This is a genomic window from Rhabdaerophilum sp. SD176, assembly GCF_030143245.1.
Taxonomy (GTDB): Bacteria; Pseudomonadota; Alphaproteobacteria; order Rhizobiales; family Beijerinckiaceae; genus Rhabdaerophilum.
Genome location: NZ_JARJNS010000003.1, coordinates 541,222 through 563,248, shown reverse-complemented (window position 1 = coordinate 563,248; position 22,027 = coordinate 541,222). Strand labels below are relative to the sequence as shown.

General features: G+C 63.4%; 17 protein-coding genes. 8 read left to right on the top strand and 9 right to left on the bottom strand.

Features of this window, described 5'->3' with window-relative positions:
• Positions 1–284: 284 nt before the first annotated feature.
• Positions 285–2,249: a glycosyltransferase family 2 protein gene (locus P0652_RS09400; RefSeq protein WP_284178517.1), complete on the bottom strand. Its 1,965-nt coding sequence runs from the start codon at positions 2,247–2,249 to the stop codon at positions 285–287.
• A gap of 838 nt (positions 2,250–3,087) precedes the next feature.
• On the opposite strand from P0652_RS09400, the gene P0652_RS09395 reads away from it, so the two are divergent.
• Positions 3,088–4,398, top strand: coding sequence for a glycosyltransferase family 4 protein (locus tag P0652_RS09395; RefSeq protein WP_284178516.1), 1,311 nt, complete (start codon positions 3,088–3,090; stop codon positions 4,396–4,398).
• Positions 4,399–4,412: 14 nt separating this feature from the next.
• Here the strand turns inward: P0652_RS09395 and P0652_RS09390 are convergent, their stop codons facing one another.
• The 6 genes from P0652_RS09390 to P0652_RS09365 all read right to left on the bottom strand — a co-directional run bounded on the left by P0652_RS09390 (position 4,413) and on the right by P0652_RS09365 (position 12,100).
• The gene (locus tag P0652_RS09390; RefSeq protein WP_284178515.1) at positions 4,413–5,714 is read right to left on the bottom strand and encodes a capsule polysaccharide biogenesis protein; all 1,302 of its coding nucleotides are present in this window, start codon (positions 5,712–5,714) and stop codon (positions 4,413–4,415) included.
• A 104-nt stretch (positions 5,715–5,818) separates the two neighbouring features.
• Positions 5,819–7,477 carry an ATP-binding protein gene (locus P0652_RS09385; protein ID WP_284178514.1) on the bottom strand — a complete coding sequence of 553 codons (1,659 nt, stop codon included), beginning with the start codon at positions 7,475–7,477 and terminating at the stop codon, positions 5,819–5,821.
• Between the two features lie 194 nt (positions 7,478–7,671).
• A complete protein-coding gene (locus tag P0652_RS09380) occupies positions 7,672–8,484 on the bottom strand; it encodes an SDR family oxidoreductase (protein ID WP_284178513.1) in 813 nt (270 codons plus the stop codon).
• A 4-nt stretch (positions 8,485–8,488) separates the two neighbouring features.
• Positions 8,489–9,652 carry a polysaccharide biosynthesis/export family protein gene (locus P0652_RS09375; RefSeq protein WP_284178512.1) on the bottom strand — a complete coding sequence of 388 codons (1,164 nt, stop codon included), beginning with the start codon at positions 9,650–9,652 and terminating at the stop codon, positions 8,489–8,491.
• Between the two features lie 143 nt (positions 9,653–9,795).
• Positions 9,796–10,680 carry a lysophospholipid acyltransferase family protein gene (locus P0652_RS09370; RefSeq protein ID WP_284178511.1) on the bottom strand — a complete coding sequence of 295 codons (885 nt, stop codon included), beginning with the start codon at positions 10,678–10,680 and terminating at the stop codon, positions 9,796–9,798.
• Positions 10,681–10,687: 7 nt separating this feature from the next.
• Positions 10,688–12,100, bottom strand: coding sequence for a cytochrome P450 (locus tag P0652_RS09365; RefSeq protein ID WP_284178510.1), 1,413 nt, complete (start codon positions 12,098–12,100; stop codon positions 10,688–10,690).
• 651 nt (positions 12,101–12,751) lie between these two features.
• Between P0652_RS09365 and P0652_RS09360 the strand changes: the two genes are divergently transcribed.
• From P0652_RS09360 to P0652_RS18775, 3 genes are all read left to right on the top strand, one after another.
• On the top strand, positions 12,752–15,112 hold the full coding sequence (locus tag P0652_RS09360) for a putative bifunctional diguanylate cyclase/phosphodiesterase (RefSeq protein ID WP_284178509.1): 2,361 nt from the start codon (positions 12,752–12,754) through the stop codon (positions 15,110–15,112).
• A 134-nt stretch (positions 15,113–15,246) separates the two neighbouring features.
• The gene (locus tag P0652_RS09355; RefSeq protein WP_284178508.1) at positions 15,247–16,668 is read left to right on the top strand and encodes a mannose-1-phosphate guanylyltransferase/mannose-6-phosphate isomerase; all 1,422 of its coding nucleotides are present in this window, start codon (positions 15,247–15,249) and stop codon (positions 16,666–16,668) included.
• A 326-nt stretch (positions 16,669–16,994) separates the two neighbouring features.
• Positions 16,995–17,360, top strand: a complete 366-nt coding sequence (locus tag P0652_RS18775; RefSeq protein ID WP_502947503.1) for a type II toxin-antitoxin system TacA family antitoxin — start codon at positions 16,995–16,997, stop codon at positions 17,358–17,360.
• Between the two features lie 154 nt (positions 17,361–17,514).
• Here P0652_RS18775 and P0652_RS09350 read toward each other — a convergent pair whose 3' ends face one another.
• Positions 17,515–17,811 carry a hypothetical protein gene (locus tag P0652_RS09350; protein WP_284178507.1) on the bottom strand — a complete coding sequence of 99 codons (297 nt, stop codon included), beginning with the start codon at positions 17,809–17,811 and terminating at the stop codon, positions 17,515–17,517.
• Positions 17,812–17,854: 43 nt separating this feature from the next.
• Here P0652_RS09350 and P0652_RS09345 point away from each other — a divergent pair, with 43 nt between their 5' ends.
• From P0652_RS09345 to P0652_RS09330, 4 genes are all read left to right on the top strand, one after another.
• A complete protein-coding gene (locus P0652_RS09345) occupies positions 17,855–18,094 on the top strand; it encodes an AbrB/MazE/SpoVT family DNA-binding domain-containing protein (RefSeq protein ID WP_284178506.1) in 240 nt (79 codons plus the stop codon).
• Positions 18,091–18,492 (top strand): type II toxin-antitoxin system VapC family toxin, encoded by a 402-nt coding sequence (locus tag P0652_RS09340; RefSeq protein WP_284178505.1) that lies wholly within the window; start codon positions 18,091–18,093, stop codon positions 18,490–18,492. The genes P0652_RS09345 and P0652_RS09340 overlap by 4 nt, the downstream gene beginning before the upstream one ends.
• Positions 18,493–18,649: 157 nt before the next feature.
• The gene (locus P0652_RS09335; protein WP_284178504.1) at positions 18,650–18,883 is read left to right on the top strand and encodes an AbrB/MazE/SpoVT family DNA-binding domain-containing protein; all 234 of its coding nucleotides are present in this window, start codon (positions 18,650–18,652) and stop codon (positions 18,881–18,883) included.
• Between the two features lie 109 nt (positions 18,884–18,992).
• Positions 18,993–19,268: a type II toxin-antitoxin system death-on-curing family toxin gene (locus tag P0652_RS09330; RefSeq protein WP_349774977.1), complete on the top strand. Its 276-nt coding sequence runs from the start codon at positions 18,993–18,995 to the stop codon at positions 19,266–19,268.
• Between the two features lie 301 nt (positions 19,269–19,569).
• Here the strand turns inward: P0652_RS09330 and amt are convergent, their stop codons facing one another.
• On the bottom strand, positions 19,570–21,999 hold the full coding sequence (gene amt / locus P0652_RS09325) for an ammonium transporter (RefSeq protein ID WP_284178503.1): 2,430 nt from the start codon (positions 21,997–21,999) through the stop codon (positions 19,570–19,572).
• Positions 22,000–22,027 lie beyond the last annotated feature (28 nt).

Below are 22,027 nucleotides of genomic sequence, written 5' to 3'. Positions count from 1 at the left end.
ACCTCGCGATTGACCATTCGATTGGCGACAATGGGCCTCTGGCAATCGGTAGAAATCACCTATGAAATGGCGCAAAGCCTCGTTTGGAGCCCCCGCATCATGGCTCTCCAGACCCTCTCATCAGGGGCTGGTCGCATCGAAATGGGGCTTGAGGTCGTTTGTCAGCGCCGCCCTGCGCAACGGCACGGAGAACCCGTCCGGCTATTCTGGTCATGCTGGCTTTCGGTTCCGTTCGTAGGAAAGCGGCCCGGTCCCACAAGGGCCGCACCGGAAGAGATGAGCGCTCAGCCAAGCATACCCTTGTTGGACAGCAGGGACAGCGCAGGATGCCAGAACGGGTCACCCCGACGAACGCCTTTCCACCGCTCGGCAAAATACGCCTTTTCTGCCCGGTACCGATCTGGAGATCCTCCTCGTCCTCGACTGGCCGATTCATGGTGGACAAGCACCGCCTCCGGCGAAAAGACGGTCCGGAAGCCACGCTCACCCAGACGAAGGCAAAGATCGATGTCATTGAGCTCAATCGGGAGGTTGACCTCGTCAAATCCGCCAACCTGGTTGAATTTGACCTTCTCGACAGCCAGACAGGCTCCGGTTACCGCCAGCAGCCTGTGTGTCGAAAGTGCACGCCCGAAAGTTCCCGTGGATTCTGCCTCCATATTGAGATCGATATGCCCGGCAAAGCCACCAAGGCCGATAATTACACCGGAATGCTGAACCCTGCCGGATGGATAGAGCAGCCGAGCGCCCACCGCACCGATATCGGGCTGGAGCGCCCATTTCTGGAGATGCGCCAACCAGTCGGCAGAAACGATTGTCGTGTCGTTGTTCAGAAAGACCAGCAGGCGCTTTTCGGTCGCCGAAGCACCCAAATTACAAAGCTTTGAAAAATTGAAAGCCCCAGCAACACGAACCACTGTGCATCGGTCCTGACGGCCCAGGGTATCCAGGAATTCAATGGTATCCAGGCTAGCACTGTCGTTATCGACAATGATCAATTCCGATTTGGGGGGCAGGGTCGGGCGTAGCGTATCCAAGCAGGCCCTCAAAAGGGGCAATCGGTCACGCGTCGGAATAATGACAGCAACGTCATCCATCTCGTCGGGTGCCATCCCCCTCGGATGTGGGGCGGTCGAAGCCATTCGTTCCACAAGATTTCTTGATGCAAGGGCCGGACGACTTTGTATTTGCCGCGTGACAAGCGGACGCCAGAGCGGTTGCCCGCACCATGGACCCGAAGTTGTGGATCGAGAGAGCAGGCCTCGAACCTTGCCCGCCCGGTAGGCGATCGCGGCCGAGTGCGACAGCACCTGAAATGTCGAGAGCGGATCAAATCCCGATTGCACGCGAACACTCCTGCCCGCTTGCCAATCCTCGAGCTCCTCATCCCCATAAAAAAAGGCCGGTTCTGGATCGGCGGCCGCGGCGGTCAGCAGCGCAGGAAGCCCCGCTTCAAAGAGCTGGACCCCGCGCGGCAGGAACATGAAGAGATCGGTGTCGGCAAGGCCGCCGATCAGCTCGAGGAGAGCCTTTTCGCTGATGCCATTGCGGAGACACTCCGGCTCGGGAGCCTGCCTGACAATCACACAAACCCCTGGAGGCCAGGGTGTCCGGGCAAAGCGATCAACTGCGTCTTCGACAAAAACATGGAGATGCGGGAGACCATGCGTCAAGAAGCCATCGAAGTCTGACCAATCCGGCATGCGGAGCTTGCGGCGGCGCCAGGTTGCATATCGGGAAAGGGGAACCGTATTCAGCGCTTCCATCATCAGACACCGAAAGTCAAAAGGCCTGCCAATCAAGGCGGCCCCGAGCGCATGGGCAGCCACAAGGGGCCTTCGAAGGATGCCCAGATGCAAGGAACCGGTCACGCCCATCCAGCGCATCTTTGTCAGCCGGAAGGCAAAGGCGCCTGGGCGATCATATGGAGAAATCAGAAGTCGTGTAGTCCGGGGTGGCACAAAGACGACGGCATCCTGCCTGCCCAATGGAGCCCCTGAGAGAAGGGAGGAGACCTCGGTGCTGCTCGCCCATTCCTCGCCCTGTTCGATCTTCAATTGCGGGCGACAGACGCGCCCCGAGAGCGAGGCATGCCAGCCGAGTTCGAGCCATCCGCCTTTGGGTGGGCACTCGGTCACGATTTCAAGCCATGGCTCTGATGATTCAGCCTGCCAGAAGGGCGCTTCACCGGTTACGGCTTGGAATGGCCTGAGTTGAACCAAAAAGGGTCCCCAAAATCCTTGATGCATCGATCATGCGCGTTTCCTGATTGAGAAGCGCAGCACTCTGGCTGGTTACCAGCATAGCTTGCTCACTCAAAAAACCGGTCGCCCGATATCCTTTGGCCGCACCATGTTTAATCTGCCCTTATTGTCAATCCATCCAAGCGGCAGGTCCCATCCTTGTTGAAGCGAACCCCCTGTCCCGAAGCCGATCACATTCTCTGGCCAGGACCAGGGACAAAAGCGCGGCCTCGGTCCGGGGCGCCGCCGATCTCGCCGACCCGGATCCAAGGGAGAAGGACACAATCCTGCTCGAACAGGGCTAACCGGACGGAAGGCGTGGCCCCAAGGCACGAGACAGTCAATTGCCAACGGTGGAGGACCCTTCGGCAGAGCGTTAAAGGGGCTCCTTTTCGACTTGACTTCCCTCAGGGGCTGCGGGCCTTTCGGGTCCACTCCCCCCGACCGGCCGAGCCAACTACCCGTCTTTATTCGCAAGACCTTCGATGTGCCCTTGTCAGGGGGCTCGGAAGGGTCGGCACAGTCCATGCCTGACCGGTTAAGCCGGCTCCCCAGCAGGGCCCGGCCGGGACAGCACCAACTCCAAAGACCTGCCGCATGCGGGGCCTCGACGATCCTGTCGAGCCCGCGCGACGGGCTGGAGGGGCATCGCCCCTGCCAGTTGGCGTGGAAATACCCATCCCCGGACGCGCTGAGGCTGATCCGGGCGTCCGCGGGGGGACGAGCCAGCCTGCCGGCACGCCTAGGGCGGCCGATCCGTAGACGACCACCAAGCCCAACCTATCCAACCGCGGGAAATAGGGGCTTGCTCCAGGGGTGGCTGCGGCGTAGCACAGGATCTCCCATGTCCGCCCGCCCGATCGCCTATAATCTCGTTCGTCTTGTACAGAGTGCCATCCACAATACCCCGCGGGGTGTGGACCGGGTGGATTTCGGCTATCTGTCACATCTCTTCGAGACCTGGCCCGGCGAGATCTATGGCATCCTTCCAAACATCCTCGGGATGCGCTTCTACTCGCGCGAGCGCGTGCTGCGCGGGCGCGACCGCCTTGCCGCTCTGTGGCGCGAGCATGGCGGCGCAGCCGATGATGCTGCTCTCGAGCGGGTGATTGACCGGCTCGGTGGACGCCGCCGCGCTGGCGATCCCTCGGGCTTTACCCTTTCCAGAGCGGCACAGCCGGGCCTTTTATCGCCGCCATCGCTTTACCGGATGGCGCATGTGCTCCTGGGTGACGGGTTCTCCCTCGGACGGCCGATGCGGGATTTGCCGAAGGACGCTGTCTATCTCGATATCGGCCATTACGGCATCACCTTTCCCGGCGCCTTCAAATGGCGTCCTCAGAGGCCGGATATTGCGCCTGTCTTCCTGATCCATGACGTGATCCCGCTGGATTACCCGCATTTCGTTGCAAATGAGACCGTCACCTCGCATGAGCGTGTGATGAAGAAGGTGGCGCGCCATGCGCGCGCGCTGATCGTGCCGACGGCCTCGGCCGGCGAAAGCATCGCCCGCCGCCTCGAGGAGTGGAACGCGCCGCCCAAGCCAATCCATGCCGTGCCGTTGCCGATTGACGACCTTTTCCTCAACCGCATTGCCCCGAACCCTGCCTTGCAGAAGCATCCCTATTTTGTGATCTGCGGGGCCATCGAGCCTCGCAAGAACCACGCCCTGCTCCTCGATATCTGGGACGGGCTGGTGCGCGATTATGGCACCGCCGCGCCGCGGCTGGTGATTGCCGGTGCGCCGGGCTTCCGCTCGGACGAGGTGCTGGCCCGGATCGCCGGATCGCCGCATCTGTCGGACCATGTCATCGCTGCACGCGGCCTGTCGAGTCCGGCCCTGGCCGAGCTGATGGCCGGGGCACGTGCTGTCCTGATGCCCTCGTTCGCAGAAGGGTTCGGCCTGCCGCCGGTTGAGGCGATGGCGCTGGGCACGCCCGCCCTTGTCTCCGATATTCCGGCTCATCATGATGCCAATCGCGACTGGGCCCTGTTCCGGGCGCCGGATGACCATGCCGGCTGGAGGCGGGACATCCTCTGGCTCAGTCAGGACGGAGCCGAATATCTGGCCCTGAAGCAACGATTGTCGCATTTCCGGCCGGCAAGCTGGCCGACCTACATGACCGAGATCGGACGCATCCTGCAGGATGTCTAACGGCTGACAGGGCTTTAGGTCAGCGGATTTCGGTCCACCGGTACGCCGATCCGGCGTGCGGCTTCCAGCCGGGGCGGCGGATCGACAAAGCCGCCCGGTTCGTTGACCTGGCCCTCGAGGATGCGGCGGATGACCGTCTGCACCGCCTGCCGGCGTCCCTCGGGATGGTAGAACGATCCCTTGACCTGGATCGTTGCCGCCAGGACGCGGACAAAGGCCTCCACCAGGGCGGCATCGACCGGCTCGGGATCCTGCCAGAAGCTGTCGAGCGTGCCCTGATGCGTCAGGCCCGGCATGTCATAGATCGCCATGCCGAGGATCTTGGTCGGGCAGGCCTTGCGGAGCGAGAACAGGCCGACGGTCGAGTTGATCATCACGCAGCCGCGCGCGCTTGCCAGCAGGCGTCCGAGATCGCCGCCATCGATGAAGGATACCCGGTCGGCAAGGCCATGCTGCTGCGCGGTGCGGGCGACGAGGCCGGCGAAATCCTCGGCGTTGTTGTCATGCGGGTGCTGCTTGACGACAAGATCGGCCCCGGCCGGCGCGTGGCGGGCGAAGGAGGCGAAGACCATCTCGATCATCTCGCCCATATGCGTGAACGGCGAGTTGTCGCGGATCTGGTAATCGCCCTGCAATTGAAGCGGCAGGACGAAATAGGGCCGCCCGGATTCCAGATGCGCCTCGATCGTCGCCTCGGCCGCCCGGGCAAGGCCCTTCTGCCTGAGGAGACGAGGGATGCCGACCAGCACCTCCAGGATCGAATTGTAGTATTTGCCGGATTGCCATCCCGGATACAATGCCCGCCAGAAAAAGTTGAACCAGGAATAGGTCACTTCATGGAGGATCTCGGTCCAGAAACCGACGGGATAGCGCACGGCGAGATCGGGCGCCGGGCACTCCGCCGCGAGCGCGCGGTAGCGCGCCGGATCGACCGGCATATGCGAATAGGCGCCCATACCGCCCCGCTCGAGCGTGATCCAGTCGGGCCGGAGATAGCCGTTCTCGACGGCATAGGCCGGTATTCCAGCTTCTTCCGCGACCTGCCGGGCTGCGACATGATAGGCAAAGCGATCGGCGTAGTAGAGGATATCGGTGATGCCCTCGCGGCGAATGAGCCGGCGGAGGAATTCCGGCCAATTGCGGAGGCGGCCGCGATAATGGATGCCGCCAGGGCGCCCCCAGTAGAGGAATTCGCCGAGCGCGAAATGGACCTTCACGACCCGGCATCCGGCGGCCTCGAAGCCGCGGCCGAGCTCACGCCAGAAGGGCGCGGTCGGGCCATGCAGCATCAGGATCACGCGCAGCGGGGATGACATGGGCCTCCATGGCGGGGCCGGCGACTGCGCCGCCCCGAGGCACGCCGTTTAGCGCGGATTTAGGCCTGCGGGGAGGAAAAAATGCCCGATTACACAGGCCATTATCACAGACGACCGCGCAATCTTTCGACCAGCATATGGATACTCAGACCCTGCTGCGCGGCATGAGTGGCGTGGTTGGAGGCTGGCAGCATGCCAACCTGACGTTCCGAGAAGATCATCCGCATCGGCATCACGAGGGCCTCGCCGAAAGCAATCGCCTCGCGGTTTCCAATCGCTGCGAGGAAGCTCAGCACATGGGCGGACGTGTCCGGGAAGGCGCTTCGAATGACATCCTGGTCGCGTTCGTTGGCCAGCCGCATCGCAAAGATTGTCGAGCATTGCGAGAAAATGGTCGGGTCGAGCTCGCTCGGGCGCTGGGAAATCAGTCCGAGATAGCAGCCATATTTGCGTCCTTCCTTGGCGATGCGCGCAATGGCGCGGCGCACCGGGCCAAAAGCACTCCGCTCGTCCTGCGGGATGTAGCGATGCGCCTCCTCACAGGCCAGAACGATTTCATAGCCCGCACCGGCATGCATGGCCGTCTCGAACGCAAAACGCGCGAGCACGGAGACGATCGCGCTGACGACATCAGCAGGAACGCCGGCAAGCTGCAAGATAGTGATCCGCCTGCCGGAATCGGCGATCCGGAAGATCTGGCGCAGCAGGTCCTCAAGCACGTCACCGGATTCGCCCTTGGCGAACATGAAGTCGAATTGCGGATCATTTTTCAGGCTATCGAGCCGGGTCTTCAGTGCGCGCAGGTCCGAGCGCTTGTAGCGCGGTTCGAGGCGACCGAGATGCTCGTCGATCGAGCTCATGATGTCGGTGAGCCGATAGGGCGAAGGCGCATCCACCGAGGTTGCCTGGCTCTCGCCCCGGAGCTGACGTTTGAGAATACCACTATGGAAAGTGCTGGCCTCCGTCCGGAAGGCATCCTTTGCCTCGGTGATGGCCTCGCGCAGGAACTCGATCTCGCCTTCCGGCGCCTCGCGGCCGCGGAACAGCACATGCGTGAATTCCTCGAAGCTGAAGAGGTAATAGGGGAAGGCCAGCGAGCGCAGATCCAACACGACGGCATCCTTGCCGAAGGCCGCGGCGAATTCGTTATGCGGGTCGAGGATGAGGGCGCGCAGGTTTGGACGGGTAGCAATAGCCTCGGTCATCAGGATCGAGAAGGCCGTCGATTTGCCGACCCCTGTTGAGCCGACCAGCGCGAAATGCTGGCGCAGCATCGCATCAAGATCCACATGGGCCTTGAGGGTTGGTGCCTGGGCCAGCGCGCCAATGGCGGCGGCATGGCCGGAACGCACAGCATAAATCGCCTCAAGATCATCCTGGCGGATGACATGGGCCTTGGCACCGAGGCCGGGATATTCCCGGATGCCACGCCGGAAGACGGGCCGGCCCTCATCGTTGTCCTGGATCTCGCCGACCAGCTCGATCTGGACTTGTGTCCGCGGCGGGAGGTCGGTTTCCGTGGCAACGCCTTCAGCATGCATCTCGTAGACGAAGCCGACGATGCGGCTGGTACGGCCGATCAGCGTGATCAGGCTGCCGACCGACCAGCGGCCAGCCCGTTCAGCCTGGATATGGGCGGTATCGGCGAGGATGGTCGCACGGGCACCGGAACAGGCGATGACGACGCCGAGGCTGCGGTCCTGTGGCTGATCGACGAACCGGCGTTCCAATGTCTCCAGTTCCCTGGCCCGCATGTTCTGCATCTTCAACTCCGTGATCTATCCGCCGCTTGCGCGTCCTGTCCTGCGGGCGCGAGGCCGATTGGGTCCTGTCGGCGGCTGGGAGCCTAACGAGAGAAGGTTATTGAAACGGTCCCTGCCAGGAACGAACATCAATTGGGGTTACCATGATATTTCCGAAGGATGCGCACCAGCGGCCATCGTCCGACCGAAGGGGTTCATCGGTTGCGATACTTGCGGAGGATGCGGCGCTGCTGCCAGCGGAAGACCGGAGCATAGAGCGAGTGCAGCGGTGCGAGCAGTTTGATCAGGAGGCCCGGAAGCAACATCAGCTTTCCGGCCTTGGCGTCCTTGATCAGAACCCGAGCCACGGCCCCGGCGGACATCAGGCCGCCGACCGCGGTGATTTCCCTGGTCGCTTCCGGCTTGGTCAGGTTCTCATGCGCGTATTGCGGCGTGTCGGTATCGGGCGGATAGGCGACGCTGACCACAATCCCCTCGCCTTCAAGTTCAAGGGCCAGGGATTCGGCGAGGCCGCGGATGGCGAACTTGCTCGGCGCATAGGCTGAATAGCCGGCAATGCCAATGAAGGCCGCGCCGGACGAGATCAGCGTTATCCGGCCGCTGCGCTGGCGGCGCATCACCGGCACAACGGGGTGGATGAGGTTCAGCGTTCCGAAATAGTTCGCTTCCATCTGGAACCGGTGGTTATCGAGCGGAATATCGACGAACATGCCGGGCTCGGCCACCCCCGCCGACGTCACGAGCCAGTCGATCCTGCCGTGACGGGCCGTGATATTGGCGATAGCAGAGGCACAGGCCGCGCTATCCGTGACATCAACGCTGATCGTCTCGACCAGGGTAGCACCGGATGAGGCGAGCGAGGCTGCAGCGTCATCCAGCATGGCCTGCCGACGGGCGAGGAGAACGAGATGCCAGCCCTCGCGCCCAAGCTGCCGGGCCATTTCAAGCCCGATCCCGCTCGATCCGCCCGAGATGACCGCGACAGGCAGGCCGGTACCGCCGGCCATGCGATCAGAATCCGTTGGCCAGAGCCGAGGCGGTCAGGGCCGGCTGGGCCGCCGTGTTGAAGAGAGCCAGAACCTTCTGGATTTCGTTCAGCGGTGCATTGGCGATGTAGAGCATGTCGCGGTTGCGGATATCGATTTTCTGCGCAAGGAAATAGGAGCGCGGATCCCGCATGTTGACCCGATAAACCACCGGTACGCGGGTATCGTGCGCCGCCATCGCGAAGTTCGGATCGAGCTGGCGTGCAATCGAGACCGATTCGAAGCGGAGCAGGAACACCCCTTCCGGGTCGGAGCGGAAATCCAGCAGACCGCCCGCCTTGGCAAGGGCCTGTTCGAGCGTGATGCCCGCCGCATCGAAGGGCACGACCGCATTGCGGCCGGCAGCGCCGAAGGCGGAGAAGGTCTGCGGATCACGAATCACCGTGAGCACGTCGCTCGGATGGGCGAAAATATTGTCCGCCGGGTTCTTGATCAGCCGCTGTAACGGCACCGTAACCGAGCGACCACCACGCTGCAGGCTTACGAAGGTCTCATGCGCGGGAGCGCGAATGCCACCGGCCGTGGCCAGAACATCAAGGATGCGCTCGCCGCGGACCGAGAGCGGCACACGAGCCCCGTTGGTGACTTCGCCGAGGATAGTGACGGCATTGGACATGCCGCGCGGCACGGTCACGAGCACCTGCGGCTCGATGGCCTTTCCGGTCAGTCGCTCGACGATACGGCGCTCGACTTCCGGTGTCGTCAGCCCCGCCACCGCAACGCGGCCGGCATAGGGGACCGTAATCGAGCCATCGCGGGCGACGACCTGTTCCGGGATCACGGCCGAGCGTGCGCCGGTCGAATTCCGGTCGATCGCCGGGGAGGAGAACAGACCGCCGGCCGCGGCTTCCCAGATAGTGACGAGGATCGTGTCACCGATGCCGATGCGCTGGGAGGGCGCGGGTCGGCGGTCACCGAAGCTTTCGTTGAAGGACCGGGCCCGCGAGCTCGAGAGGATGGAAACAACCTCCTCGTTCACATCGCGCAGGATGTAGCGAATGCTGGTTTCGCTCGTCGAGGCGGTCGTGACCTCGACCGAAGTGGGCCCAGAGGATGGCAGAGCCGAGCAGCCCGCAAGGCCGATGGCCGCGAGAACGATGCCTGCCCAAATCTGTCCGCTGGAAATCATCCGGTCTACCAAACCCAACCCGTCAGTCTTGCGTACCCTGACTACACAGTCGCATGGCGAATGCAAATGATCCGTGACACGATTGTGGCTCCATGACGCAATTTCGCAACAGGTTTAATGCCAGCTTAACCATATGAAATCCATCAGGTTTTCTGATCGATCGGGGCGATGGAATCGTCGAGGAAATACCAGCGGGGGATATTGGCCGCCACAATCGGCTCGACCGCGCTATTGAGGAAGGCGACATCGGCCAGCCGGTCCGGCCGGGCCCGTTCCGGCAGCGCGAAAGGCGTGCCGAAACGCAGCCGGAACCTTGCTCCGGCCAGACGTTCGCTGTGGCAGATCACGAACCGTGCGCCGGTATGGCGGGAAAGCCGCGCCGCAATCGAGAGATTGCCCGCTTCGTGCGGCTCCCGGCCGAAAAGCGGGCCCATTGTGTGCCCGTCGCGCGCCTCGTCCGGGAAGATCATGATAACCCGATTCGCGCGCAGCCGGCGCATCGCCTCGCGGACGCCGGAAGCATCGGGCCGGAGCAGGTCGACGCCGAATCGCCGGCGTGTCTTCACCGCCACCTCGCGCTCCAGCAGATCATCCGGTGGCTGGTAAAACGAAGTCAGCGGAATGCCGGCCTCCTGGAAGACCGGCCCGAACGTTTCCCAGTTGCCGGTATGCAGCCCGATGGCGATGAGAGGCTCGCGGCCGGCGAGGGTGCGGAACGCCTCAAGCCCCTCGACCGCCAACCTCCCCTCAGGCAGGAAACGGTGGATGACCGAGAATTCAGCCATGATGCGCCCGACGCCGTCGAGGAATTCGTCGACCCACCCGTCCAGTTCGGCCGACGAGGCGCCGGGGCGGTGCCGGGCAAGGTTGGCCCGGGCATTGGCGATGATCTCCGGCCGGTTCAGCCGGACATTCCGGCGGATGCCGTGGCTGCCGATATTCGAGGCCCAATCCGTCGGAAGCAGGCCAAGGGCATGATAGATGGCGCGCTTGGCCCAGTATTCCGCGTTCCGCTCGCCGGTGCTCATGCGAGGCTCAGCGCGGATGAACCGTGACGGGCATGCCGCCGGCCGGACGCAGCGTAAGCCGGCAGACCGGCTCGGCCATATAGCCCGGGCGCGGCGCCACCCGGAACATCCGGATGAGGATCGCCAGGCAGAGAATGGCTTCGGACAGGCCGAAATTCAGCCCGGCGCAGATCCGCGGCCCGACCGAGAAGGGAATGAATGCGAAGGGATTGTAGCGCGCATTGTTCTCGAAGCGCTCGGGCATGAAATGGGTGGGATTCTCCCAGATATCCGGGCAGCGCTGGATCAGCCAGGGGGCGATCATGACGAGGCCGCCCTTGGCGACAGGGATGCCGCCCACCTCGTCGGCCTCGCGCGCCTGACGCGGCAGGAGCGGCACCGGCGGGTAGAGCCGCAGCGTCTCCATGATGACCGATCGGGCATAATCGAGCTTGTCGAGATCCTCGATCGTCGGCGTGCGGCCCGGGCAATGGGCGTCGAGTTCGGCCAGCAGCTTCTTCTCGACCCAGGGGGATTTCGCCACGCAATAGAGCGCCCAGGTCAGCGTGGTGGCGGTGGTTTCGTGGCCGGCCATGAAGATCGTGGCGGCCTCGTTGCGGAGCGCCGTGACATCGAGGGCGAGTTCCGGGTTGCGCTGCTGACGCCTAATCAGCAGGTCGACCATCGAGCCGGAATCGCCATCGCCGGCGAGATGGGCGTTGATGACATCCTCGACGACCGAATGCACCATCTCGACAGAGCGGCGCTTGCCCGGCCCATGCAGCACCGGCCAGCCCTCGTCCCAGCCGAGGAAATAGCCGAGATTGAAGTTGTCGATCGACTTCTGGTAGCTGGTGAAACCCTCGATCACCCGCCGGGCCGCCGCAGCGCCGAGGTTCCGGCCGAACACGGTCTGGGCGATGATCTCGGCCGTCAGTTCGGCCATCGAGGCGGTCAGCTCGAATTCCTCGTCCGGGCGCAAGGTCTTCCAGTGCTCGGCGAAGGCGAGCGTGACCTGCTCCATCGTGACGCCGAAAGCCGGAACGCGGTTCTTGTGGACGATATCGGCCACCAGCGGGCGGCGGGTCTTCCACGTCTCGCCCTCGGAGATGAAGAGGCCGTCGCCAAGCAGGACCTCGAGCGCGCGCCGCATCTGCGGGCTCTTGCGTTCGAAATTCTGGTGCCGCGTCACCATCACATACTTGATGTGCTCGGGCGAATTCACAATGACGACCTCACGGCCGAGCACATCGAACCGGTCGAGACCGGCGCGGTAGCTGTCCACCATCCAGTTGCCGAGCAGGCTGTGCCGGGCGCCGAGGACAATGGCCGTCAGGCTCGGCGCGTCCTTGCGCGGCTCAGGATGCGGGGCGATGAAAAAGCCGTCACCGCTTTCCTCGATCACCCTAGGAGGGGTGTAGAGCCGGAACGCCATCCCCATGGGCCTTTCTTTCCACTGACATAAGACCGAACGCAGCGCCGCCGGATAGCAAACCGGAGAGGCGACGGTCGGGCAATGACATGCATCGTCCGAGGTCTTCCTGCCAACCCGCATGGAGGTCAAGCGTTTCCTGCCCCTAGTGGGCGCAAATGCTCAGAATACTGGCACAAGGGTCTTTATTTGGTGTCACTATGTGACATGGCTCTGCGCCTGGCCGCCGGCGAGAGAGGGGAGGTTAGGCACCTGCGTCTTGCCCAGGGAAGATCTCTTCCATGTCAATCTCTCTTCTCCATGTTGCCCTCTTTCCTCCATTCTGCCCTCTCTCTTCCATGCTGCCCGCTTGCATGGACAGGCAAGCTCACGAACAGGCTGGATTGGCGAGCCGGATTTGACTGAGCCCCTGCCATGCTGCCGGGGCCGGAAGGGCAAGGGGGATTCGGGCCGGATAACGCCGCCCTCATGCCGTCCAGACATGTCCAAGTGCGCACGCGGGAAGAGCGGAGGCCATCCGCCGGATTGACGGAATCCTCGGAGATCCCGGCAACCTGGCCTTAATCACGCAGGAATTCCTGAGCCTTTGTCGAAATTTGATGCCATCTCCCGGTAACCAGTCATGGCCTAGCGTTTCGGTACGTGACGCAGGGGGACATCTTGCTTTCAGCGATTTTCAGCGTGCAGGACCGGCTTGTCGGCCTGGCGGGACAGGATCCCGGATTTGTCGGCCGCGCGCATGCCGAGCAGATCCGCGCTGTCGTGCGGCTGACGCCGGCCATGATGCTGGGCAATATGTTCAGCATTGCCATTCTGCTGGTCTCGTATTCCACGCATCCCGCGATGCCCCTGCTCGTGCTCTGGAGCCTCATCCTCTCTTTTCTGGTCTTCCGGTCCCTGCGGGCATGGCGGGCTTTCCGTCGGGCCCCTCCCCGCAACTGGGCCTCGCCCCGTGCCATCCGCCGGGCGACCATCAATGCCGCGCTCTTCGGCATCGTCTGGGGCATGATGCCCCTGATTGCCACCCCGGATTCCGGTGACGGCCAACGCCTCCTCGTCACGGCGGTCCTGACCGGCATGCTCAGCGCCGGGAGCTTCGCCCTCTCTGCCATCCCGCGCGCGACGCTGGTCTTCCTTCTGCCGGCCACGCTCGGCTCGACGCTGGCCCTGCTGGCGCGGATGACCGCCGTCGACCTGCTGCTCGGCATCCTCCAGTTCGCATTGGTCGGCGTTGCGCTGCTGGCCTCGCATCATCATGCGCGGATGCTGGTCTCCCATCTCCGGGCCGAGCGGGACGCCCTCGAGCAGAAGGGCGTGATCGGGCTGCTGCTCAAAAGTTTCGAGGACCATGCCAGCGACTGGCTCTGGCATATCGACGATGCCGGGCGGTTCCAGCATGTCTCCCAGCGCTTCGCCGATGCTGCCGGGCTGCCGGCGCCCGATATCGAAGGCATGTCCGCACCGGTGCAACTCCGCCGGAGCGGCGTGAGGCCGGGAAGCATCGCCCGCCTGATCCTCGCCTTCCGGCGGAAAAGGGCGTTCCGGGATGTCGAGATCGGCCTGACGATCGGAGGCAGGCCGCGCTGGTGGCGCCTTTCGGGCGAACCGGCCTTCGACAATACGGGGCGTTTCCTCGGCTTTCGCGGCGTCGGCTCCGATGTGACCGAGGCGCGGGAATCGGCCAACCGGCTTTCCTATCTCGCCCATTACGACAACATCACCGGCGCGGTGAACCGGGGCCGTTTCGGCGAGCTTCTCTGCGAACTTGCCGCGCGGGCTTCGCTCCGCCAGACACCTTTCGCACTTGTCTATGTCGATCTCGACTTCTTCAAGGTGGTGAATGACCGGCATGGCCACCGGACGGGGGACCTGCTGCTCGCGGCCGTGGTCGAGCGCCTGCGCGCGCTGGTGCCGCCCGAGGCGATCGTCGCGCGGCTGGGGGGCGACGAGTTCGCCCTTGCTCTGGATGCGCCAGGCGGCGAGCACGAGCTTGCAGCCCTTGCCGGCCGGATCATCGCCCATCTCTCGGAGCCGTTCGAGATCGGCGAGGCACGCCTCACCATCGGCGCGAGCCTTGGCATCGTCGTGGCGGAAACCCCGAGCGATGCCGAGACGCTGCTCCATCGGGCGGATCTCGCCCTCTACATCGCCAAGGAATCCGGGCGGCGGACCTTCCGGATCTTCCGGCCCGACATGGAGGACCGCCAGCGCGACCGCGCCCTTCTGGAGGCGGATCTCGCGCATGCCATCACACGGGGTGAACTCGAGCTGCATTACCAGCCCTTCGTCCGGACCCCGCGGGCAGCGGTGGCCGGGTTCGAGGCGCTGCTGCGCTGGAAACACCCCGAACGCGGCATGATCCCGCCAGCATTCTTCATACCGCTGGCCGAGAAGAGCAGTCTGATCAACCGGATCGGCGACTGGGCCCTGCGCGAGGCCTGCCGTGTGGCCGCCGCGATGCCCGGCGACGTGATCATGGCGGTCAACCTGTCCTCGCGGCAATTCGAACCCGGCCATCTCGCGGCCGATATCCGGGGCATCCTGTCCGAAACCGGCCTTGCCCCCCAGCGCCTGGAACTCGAGGTGACGGAAAGCGTGCTGATCGAGAACCCGGATGCTGTGATCGATTGCCTTCGCGAACTGAAGGCGATCGGCGTCCGCATCGCGATGGATGATTTTGGCACCGGCTATTCGAGCCTCTCCTATCTCTGGCGGTTCCCGTTCGACAAGATCAAGATCGACGGTGCCTTCATCGCCGCCATGACGCAGGACCAGACCGCGCGGGATATCGTGCAGGCGATTGCGATGCTGACGCGCCAGCTTGGCGTGGAACTGACCGCCGAGCGCGTGGAAACGGCGGAGGAGATCCGCCTCCTGAAGGAGATCCGCTGCGATTACCTGCAGGGCTATTTCTTCGCCCGCCCGATGCCGGTGGCTGATGCAGCTGTTTATCTGCTTGCCAGGGCGCGGCGCCATGGACGGACCAACCTTGCCGGCCGATCGAAGCCGCTGGCCGCCTGACATTGCCATCCGGCAGGCGCAAGGCTTTCCCGGCCTATTTTCCCAAGCAACAGACCACACGATCCGGCAGGAGGCTTGTCAGGTGCAGAGGCTTATGCCTTTAAACGCCGATAAAATCCTTTGCGTAGGCCGACATGACCGCTTCTCTCCCTCTCGTTCGCCCGATCATCATGTGCGGCGGCTCCGGTACAAGGCTATGGCCCCTCTCCCGCGAGGCGGTGCCGAAACAGTTCGCGCCGCTTTTCGACGGTCGGTCGACCTTCCAGGAAACGATGCTGCGGCTGAAGGACCCGGCGATCTTCGGCAGGCCGATCATCATCGCCAATCAGGGCCACCGTTTCCTGATCGAGCGGCAGATGGCCGAAATCGGCGCCGAGGCCGACCTTGTGCTGGAACCCGTCGCCCGGGATTCCGGGCCGGCCATCGTCGCAGGCAGCCTGTTCTGCGAGAAGTCCAGCCCCGGCCAGCTGGCTCTGGTCCTGGCAGCGGACCATCTCGTGCTCCGCCCGGAAGCATTCCGCGGAGCCGTGGCCGAAGGCCGCGAAGCCGCTCTGGCCGGCTCGATCGTCACGTTCGGCGTCATTCCTGCCGGGCCTGCCACCGGCTATGGCTATATCGAGCCGGGCGAACCTGTCTCCGGCGCGGTGAAGAGCGTTAAACGCTTTGTCGAGAAGCCGGACCTGCCGACCGCCATCCGCTATATTGAACAGGGCTTCCTCTGGAATTCCGGCAATTTCCTCTTCGCCCCGGCCACAGTGATCGCTGAATACGAAACGAGCGATGCGGCCAGCGTGGCGACGATCCGGAAGGCCCTGGCGGAGGCCCGGCAGGATCTCGGGATGCCTGTGCTCGATCCCGAGGCCTTCGGCGCCGCCCGCAAGATCTCGTTCGATTATGCCGTGATGGAGAAGACGCATCGCGCCGCCGTGATCGGTGGGGATTTCGGCTGGTCAGATATCGGCAGCTGGGACGCGCTCTGGGATGTCTCAACCCGGGACGCAGGCAACAATGCCACCTCCGGCGAGGCCGTGCTGGTCGATACGCGGAACAGCTATGTCTCCTCGGAGAACCAGCTGGTGGCGACCCTGGGCGTGGACAATCTCGTGGTCGTTGCCACGCGGGATGCAGTGCTCGTCGCCGACAAGTCCCGCGCCGGCGAGGTGAAGCAGGTTGTCGATACCCTGCGCCAGCAGGGCAAGCCGCAGGCCAACAACCATGCCCGCATGTATCGCCCCTGGGGCTGGTACCAGACGCTGGAATTGCAGGGCCGGTTCCAGGTCAAGCGGATCGTTGTCTATCCCGGGGGCAAGCTCTCGCTGCAGAAGCATTTCCACCGCGCTGAGCATTGGGTCGTGGTGCGCGGCACCGCCCGCGTGACGGTTGACAATGACCTCAAGGAACTCACCGAGAACCAGTCGGTCTATATCCCGCTGGGGGCCGTGCACCGGCTCGAGAATCCGGGCAAAATCGATGTGGAGATCATCGAGGTCCAGACGGGCTCCTATCTCGGCGAGGATGACATCATCCGCCTCGAGGATGTCTACCAGCGCAGCTGAGCCTCCGAACCTGATCCGTTCTGCGCGACATTCACACTCTTTGCCGCACCAGGGCGGTTTAGGGCAGAGCTTGCTCGATAGGTGCGATTGTTCGACGGACATTCTTGACCAACGATGGACATTGCCATGACCCGCAAGGCTAGCCCTGCCAAGGACCGCATGATCCGGAACGACGATCTCGGCATCCGGCTCGCCGAGCAGAGCCCGGGGGTTGATCGAGCGCGCCGCGCTTCTCGAACGGGCCAAGATCAGCAACGGGCCAAGATCAGCAACGGGCCAAGATCAGCAACGGGGCAAGACCAGCAACGGGGCAATATCAAAGACGATTGCTTGACGGCCCTTCCCGGCGCCGCACTATCGCCGAGCACGAGAAGCTCCGCCTGTCGAAGCAGGACCGGGCTGCATTCTTCGAGGCGCTCATCAACCCGCCCGCTCCGAAGGAGCGGCTGGCACGTGCTTTTGCGGAGCATGACCGCCGCATCGACATTAGACCCGGGGCTCTCGGGACCCGGGGCGCTCGCACCGGAGCTTGTCCTCCTCGCGCTGGATCAAGGTGCTCGCGGGCCAATGGGGCTGATGGCTTCTTTGGTGCAGTGAAACTGACCCTGCAAAAATGGGCACCACTGCTCATCGAGAAGCGGACGGGTGACCCCTCATGGGCATTCTTATTCAGTGCACGGACCCCGATTTGACTGACATGATATTGATTGCATTTCCCAAGCCGTCGGAGGCGATGCTTTAAGAAGCCTGGCGGGCGATCCTGTTTGCGGTCGAGGAAATCTATGTCCACTGCAAGATGATGCGCTTCAATCCCGCAGCTCCTGCCATCGACCGATAGGCCGCACCTCAGCTCAAGCTTGCAATGACAACGCCGATAGATCCGACAACGTCAACCCAGGTCAGCCAGGAGTGCTCGCAACGGATACAATCATTGGCTAAGAGCGTTTTTCGAGCGGCCTGAATCGGCATGGGATTCTCAAGTGGCATGAAATCTACGCCTATGACGAGCTCGACCGGCTGACGACGGCCACGAACACCTCGAACGCGGACTTTGAGCCAGAGCTTTACCACTTCGATCGATGGCAACATCCTGATGGCGACCGGCATTGGTAACGGATGGGTTGGCACGCCGACGAACACCATGGTATGTAATACTCAAAATCAAGAAGGTATTACGAGGATCGCCATGCCCACTACTGTTACCAGCAAGGGACAAGTGACCATCCCCAAGCCCATCCGGGATCGGCTCGGCATCAAACCGGGGACGAGAGTGGCCTTCAGTCTCGACAAGGATGGTCGCGCCTTCATCCTGGCCGAGGGTGCCGAGCGACCGCTGACCAGTCGCTTCGAGCACCTCCGTGGAACAGCCACAACACGCCTCAGCACGGATGAAATCATGGCGCTGACGCGGGGCGACGCTGCTTGATCCTCATCGATACCAATGTGCTGCTGGACATCGCAACCAATGATCCGAACTGGGCAGGCTGGTCCATCGAACACCTGGACGCGGCGGCGATGCGTGGTCCTGTGGTCATCAATGCGGTGATCTATTCGGAATTCTCGGTCGGCTATGACCGGATCGAGGATATCGAGCGCCTCCTGAAGGACGTGGATATCGGCTGGGCGGAGATCCCCCGCGAAGCACTCTTCCTCGCGGGGAAGGCGTTCCAGCAATACCGCCGGCAAAGTGGGAGCCGAGCGGGAGTCCTGCCAGACTTTTTCATCGGCGCGCATGCCGCTGTGTCGGGGATAGGTCTGTTGACCCGCGATCCTCAGCGGTATCGTTCATCCTTCCCGAAGGTCAGCCTGATTTCCCCAGCCTGACGACAGCGCATTCTCATGAGGTTGCCCTTTCATCCATTCCGCAATCCCGCTCTAAGTGGACGGAGCCCTGAGTTGCCCCGCCCCACATCTGTCAGCCTTGTCACGCCGATTGACGCTTCGTGAGCCTTTTCATTCTGATTGGCATAACAATCGGAGCATGGCCGTGGCCGTCTTGAAACTCACAACGATCGGCACCGCGACCGGCGTCGTCATCCCCAAGGAGATGCTGGCCAGGCTAAATATTGCCAAGGGCGATACACTCTACGCAGTAGAGACGGCGGAGGGCGGGTTGCATCTCACGCACAATGACCCGGGCTTCGCCGAGAAGATGGAGAAAGCCGAGGCGATCATGCGCCGGTACCGCAATACGCTCCACACCCTTGCGAAATGAGCGAGCGGGTCTTTATCGATCGCACCCTGGCCCTGATGATTCATGAACGACGCTTCAACTCCATGGCGGGGCCAAGGGTGTCCGCGATGCGGCGCTTCTTGACCCGGCCCTGGCCCGGCCGCGTCAGATCGCCGGGTATGAACCAGAGGCCGATATCGTGCGGCTTGCAGCCGCTCTCTCGTTCGGGATTGTCCGAAACCGCCCGTTTGTGGATGGCAACAAGCGCATCGGGTTCGTCATCGGCGTGCTTTTCCTCGAGCTCAACGGGTTCCGGTTTGAGGCGAGCGAGGAAGCTGCGGCCTCTGCCGTGATGGCCCTTGCTGCCGGCGAGCTTGACGAAGCTGGATACGAGGCCTTCCTCAGGGAGAACTCGATCCGGGCGTGACCCGCGCTCGCCCTTCACCGCCATGTCCTGCCCGCCACGACCGCGACAAGAGCTGATGCGGAGTGATGATTGGTTGACGGAAATTATATCGACAATTCAACGATATAGATGTTCTCGCTTTCGCCTTTTCGGGCGCGCCGTTTGAAGCGCAAGATGGCCATTCCCGTTCCGCTCCATGATCCCGACGGGCCGGAAAGTCATTGCGTCAATCCAGGGCTTGAAGCGTGCATGGAAGGCGAGCGTACATGGAAGGCGAGCGTAGATGGAAGGCGAGCTTCAATGGCCGGCGGGTTGCGCGGGGTCAGACCTTGTAGCGTTTCGCCGATTGCTGGAGCGTGGCCGAGATGGCGGTCAGGTCGCCGGCGCGCTGGTCGAGTTCCTGCGCCGACCGGACATTCTCGCCAACGGTCTGGCGGATCTGGCCGACGACATGCCCGGTGGTGGAGATCGCCTGGTCGACATCGCTCATATAGGTCGCGAGGTGGACGACATCACCTGACATGCGGCCAACCGATTGCGCCACCACGCTGACGCGGCCGGATACATCCTCCACCGCACCATGGACCGAGCCGGCCACGCGCGCCTGGCTTTCGGAGGCGTCGGCGATGGTCGTGATGATGCCGCCGATATCGGCGAGCACCGCGCGGAGAGCCTCGAAGCTCTGGCTGGCTTCTGCCGTGCCGCTGCGCAGGGCAGCCACGCGGGCCTTGACCTCCATGGTCGCGCGCTGGGTCTGGAGCGCCAGCGCCTTGACCTCGGTGGCGACGACGGCGAAGCCGCGCCCCGCCTCGCCGGCGCGGGCGGCCTCGATCGTGGCATTGAGGGCCAGCAGGTTGGTCTTGCTCGCGATATCGTCGATCAGGTCGGCGATGGCGTTGATCTGGTCGCTGGCTACAACAAGGCTCGACATCTGCTGCTCGGAGCGGCCAACCAGCTCGCTCGCGGAATGGGAGACTTCCCGGCCCCGGCGGGCGGATTCCCCGACATCCAGCACCGAGCCGGAGAGGGCGCCGATCTGGCGGGCGAGTTCGTTGATCGTCTCGCTCATGCCCATCGCCGCCTCGGCGACGCGGCCGGCATCATCGCGCAGGTCCTCGGCCTGACCGGCGCTCTGGCGCGAACGGCCCTGCAGGTCCTGTGTCGAGCGCCCGACTTCCGCAGTCTCACGGTCAAGCGTTTCGGAATCACCACGGAAGCGCTCGGACAGGCCCTTGAGCGAGCCCGAGGCCTGGGCGATCCGGCCGGCATCCCGCGCGATCTGCGCCTGGAGGCGGTGGAATTCATCGAGGAAGGGGTTGATGATCTTGGCGATCTCGCCGGCCTCGTCGCCCGAACCCGCATCGAGCCGGCGGGTCAGGTCACGGTCGATCTGCGTGATCCGGTAGAGTTCTTCCTGCAAGGCGCCAGTGCCGATCTGGGCGCCGTGTTCGGCGACGTTCAGGCCACGCAGTTCATCCTCGGCGGAAAGCCGGATGCCGATGGTCTTCTTCATGAGCCAGAACGCGGCGAGGCCCATGCCAAAGGCCCAAATGAAGGCGGCGGAGACGCCCTTCAACTGGACGAGGAAGGAACCCATCACGGTGAGGTCGCCCAGTTTGCCCGACAGGGCGAAGAACGGCACCAGCAGCGTGCCGACTGCACCGGCAACACCATGCACGCCGAGAACGCCGGCGACATCGTCGAGCTTGAGCTGGTTGAGCACGAAATCCTCGACATAGACCACCATCGCACCGCAAATGAGACCGATCGCGACGGCGCCCTTCAGGCCGACGGCGTCGCAGCCGGCGGTGATGCCGACAAGGCCGGCGAGCAGGCCGTTGATCAGGCGATTGGTCTGGTAGCAGCGGTCACGGAAGCGCCCGATCAGCACGGCGACGATACCGCCGGCGGCCGCAGCCAGCAGGGTGTTCGCGGCGATCTTGCCGATGGCGCCGCTGGCGGCCACGGTGGAGCCGGCATTGAAGCCGAGCCAGCCGACCAGCAGCAGCATGGCCCCGAACGCCGTCAGCACATGGGAATGGCCATGGATGGGCATCGGCTTGCCGTTCGAATCGAACCGGCCGATGCGCGGGCCGAGCATGATGATGCCGGCCAGCGCGATCCAGGCGCCGACCGAATGGACCACGGTGGAGCCGGCAAAATCGATAAAGCCTTGCGCGGCCAGCCAGGGCTTGTTGTCGGTGATGAGGCCCACCCCCCAGGCCCAGTGGCCGAAGACCGGATAGATGACAAGGCCGACCAGGGCGGCCAGCATGATATAGGCGCCATAGCTCATGCGTTCGGCCACGGCGCCCGAAACGATGGTGGCAGCGGTGCCGGCAAAGGCGACCTGGAAGACGAAATAGGTCTGGCCCCAGTCATCCAGACCCTCGAAGGACCAGATCGGGCCGGGCATGCCGAACAGGCCGCCGATGGAGGGGCCGAACATCAGCATAAAGCCGAACAATGCGAAGCAGAAAGCCGAGACGAAGAAATCGATCACGTTCTTCTGGGCGACGTTGATGGTGTTCTTGGAGCGGACCATGCCGGCTTCAAGCATCAGGAAGCCGCATTGCATCAGCAGGACCAGCGCAGCCGCCGTGATGACCCAGACATGGTTGAGGCTTGTCTTGAGCGCCGCCAGTTCTGCGGCAAGGTTGGCATCAGCAGCGAAAGAAGGGGCCGGCGCGAGAACAAGTCCGATGATCAAAGCGGCGACAGCGTTTCGGGCAGCAGGGCGAGCCGGTGTCATGATCGTTCCCGTCGACAAGTGACTATCA

Bases quoted from the DNA above. Each gene is read 5' to 3' on its own strand.
- P0652_RS09370 (WP_284178511.1), bottom strand. From the start codon at position 10,680: ATGAGCACCGGCGAGCGGAACGCGGAATACTGGGCCAAGCGCGCCATC.
- P0652_RS09345 (WP_284178506.1), top strand. From the start codon at position 17,855: ATGCCCACTACTGTTACCAGCAAGGGACAAGTGACCATCCCCAAGCCC.
- P0652_RS09335 (WP_284178504.1), top strand. From the start codon at position 18,650: ATGGCCGTGGCCGTCTTGAAACTCACAACGATCGGCACCGCGACCGGC.
- amt (WP_284178503.1), bottom strand. From the start codon at position 21,999: ATGACACCGGCTCGCCCTGCTGCCCGAAACGCTGTCGCCGCTTTGATC.
- P0652_RS09375 (WP_284178512.1), bottom strand. From the start codon at position 9,652: ATGATTTCCAGCGGACAGATTTGGGCAGGCATCGTTCTCGCGGCCATC.
- P0652_RS09390 (WP_284178515.1), bottom strand. From the start codon at position 5,714: ATGTCATCCCCGCTGCGCGTGATCCTGATGCTGCATGGCCCGACCGCG.
- P0652_RS09385 (WP_284178514.1), bottom strand. From the start codon at position 7,477: ATGCAGAACATGCGGGCCAGGGAACTGGAGACATTGGAACGCCGGTTC.
- P0652_RS09355 (WP_284178508.1), top strand. From the start codon at position 15,247: ATGACCGCTTCTCTCCCTCTCGTTCGCCCGATCATCATGTGCGGCGGC.
- P0652_RS09400 (WP_284178517.1), bottom strand. From the start codon at position 2,249: ATGCATCAAGGATTTTGGGGACCCTTTTTGGTTCAACTCAGGCCATTC.
- P0652_RS09380 (WP_284178513.1), bottom strand. From the start codon at position 8,484: ATGGCCGGCGGTACCGGCCTGCCTGTCGCGGTCATCTCGGGCGGATCG.
- P0652_RS09395 (WP_284178516.1), top strand. From the start codon at position 3,088: ATGTCCGCCCGCCCGATCGCCTATAATCTCGTTCGTCTTGTACAGAGT.
- P0652_RS09365 (WP_284178510.1), bottom strand. From the start codon at position 12,100: ATGGGGATGGCGTTCCGGCTCTACACCCCTCCTAGGGTGATCGAGGAA.
- P0652_RS09350 (WP_284178507.1), bottom strand. From the start codon at position 17,811: ATGGTGTTCGTCGGCGTGCCAACCCATCCGTTACCAATGCCGGTCGCC.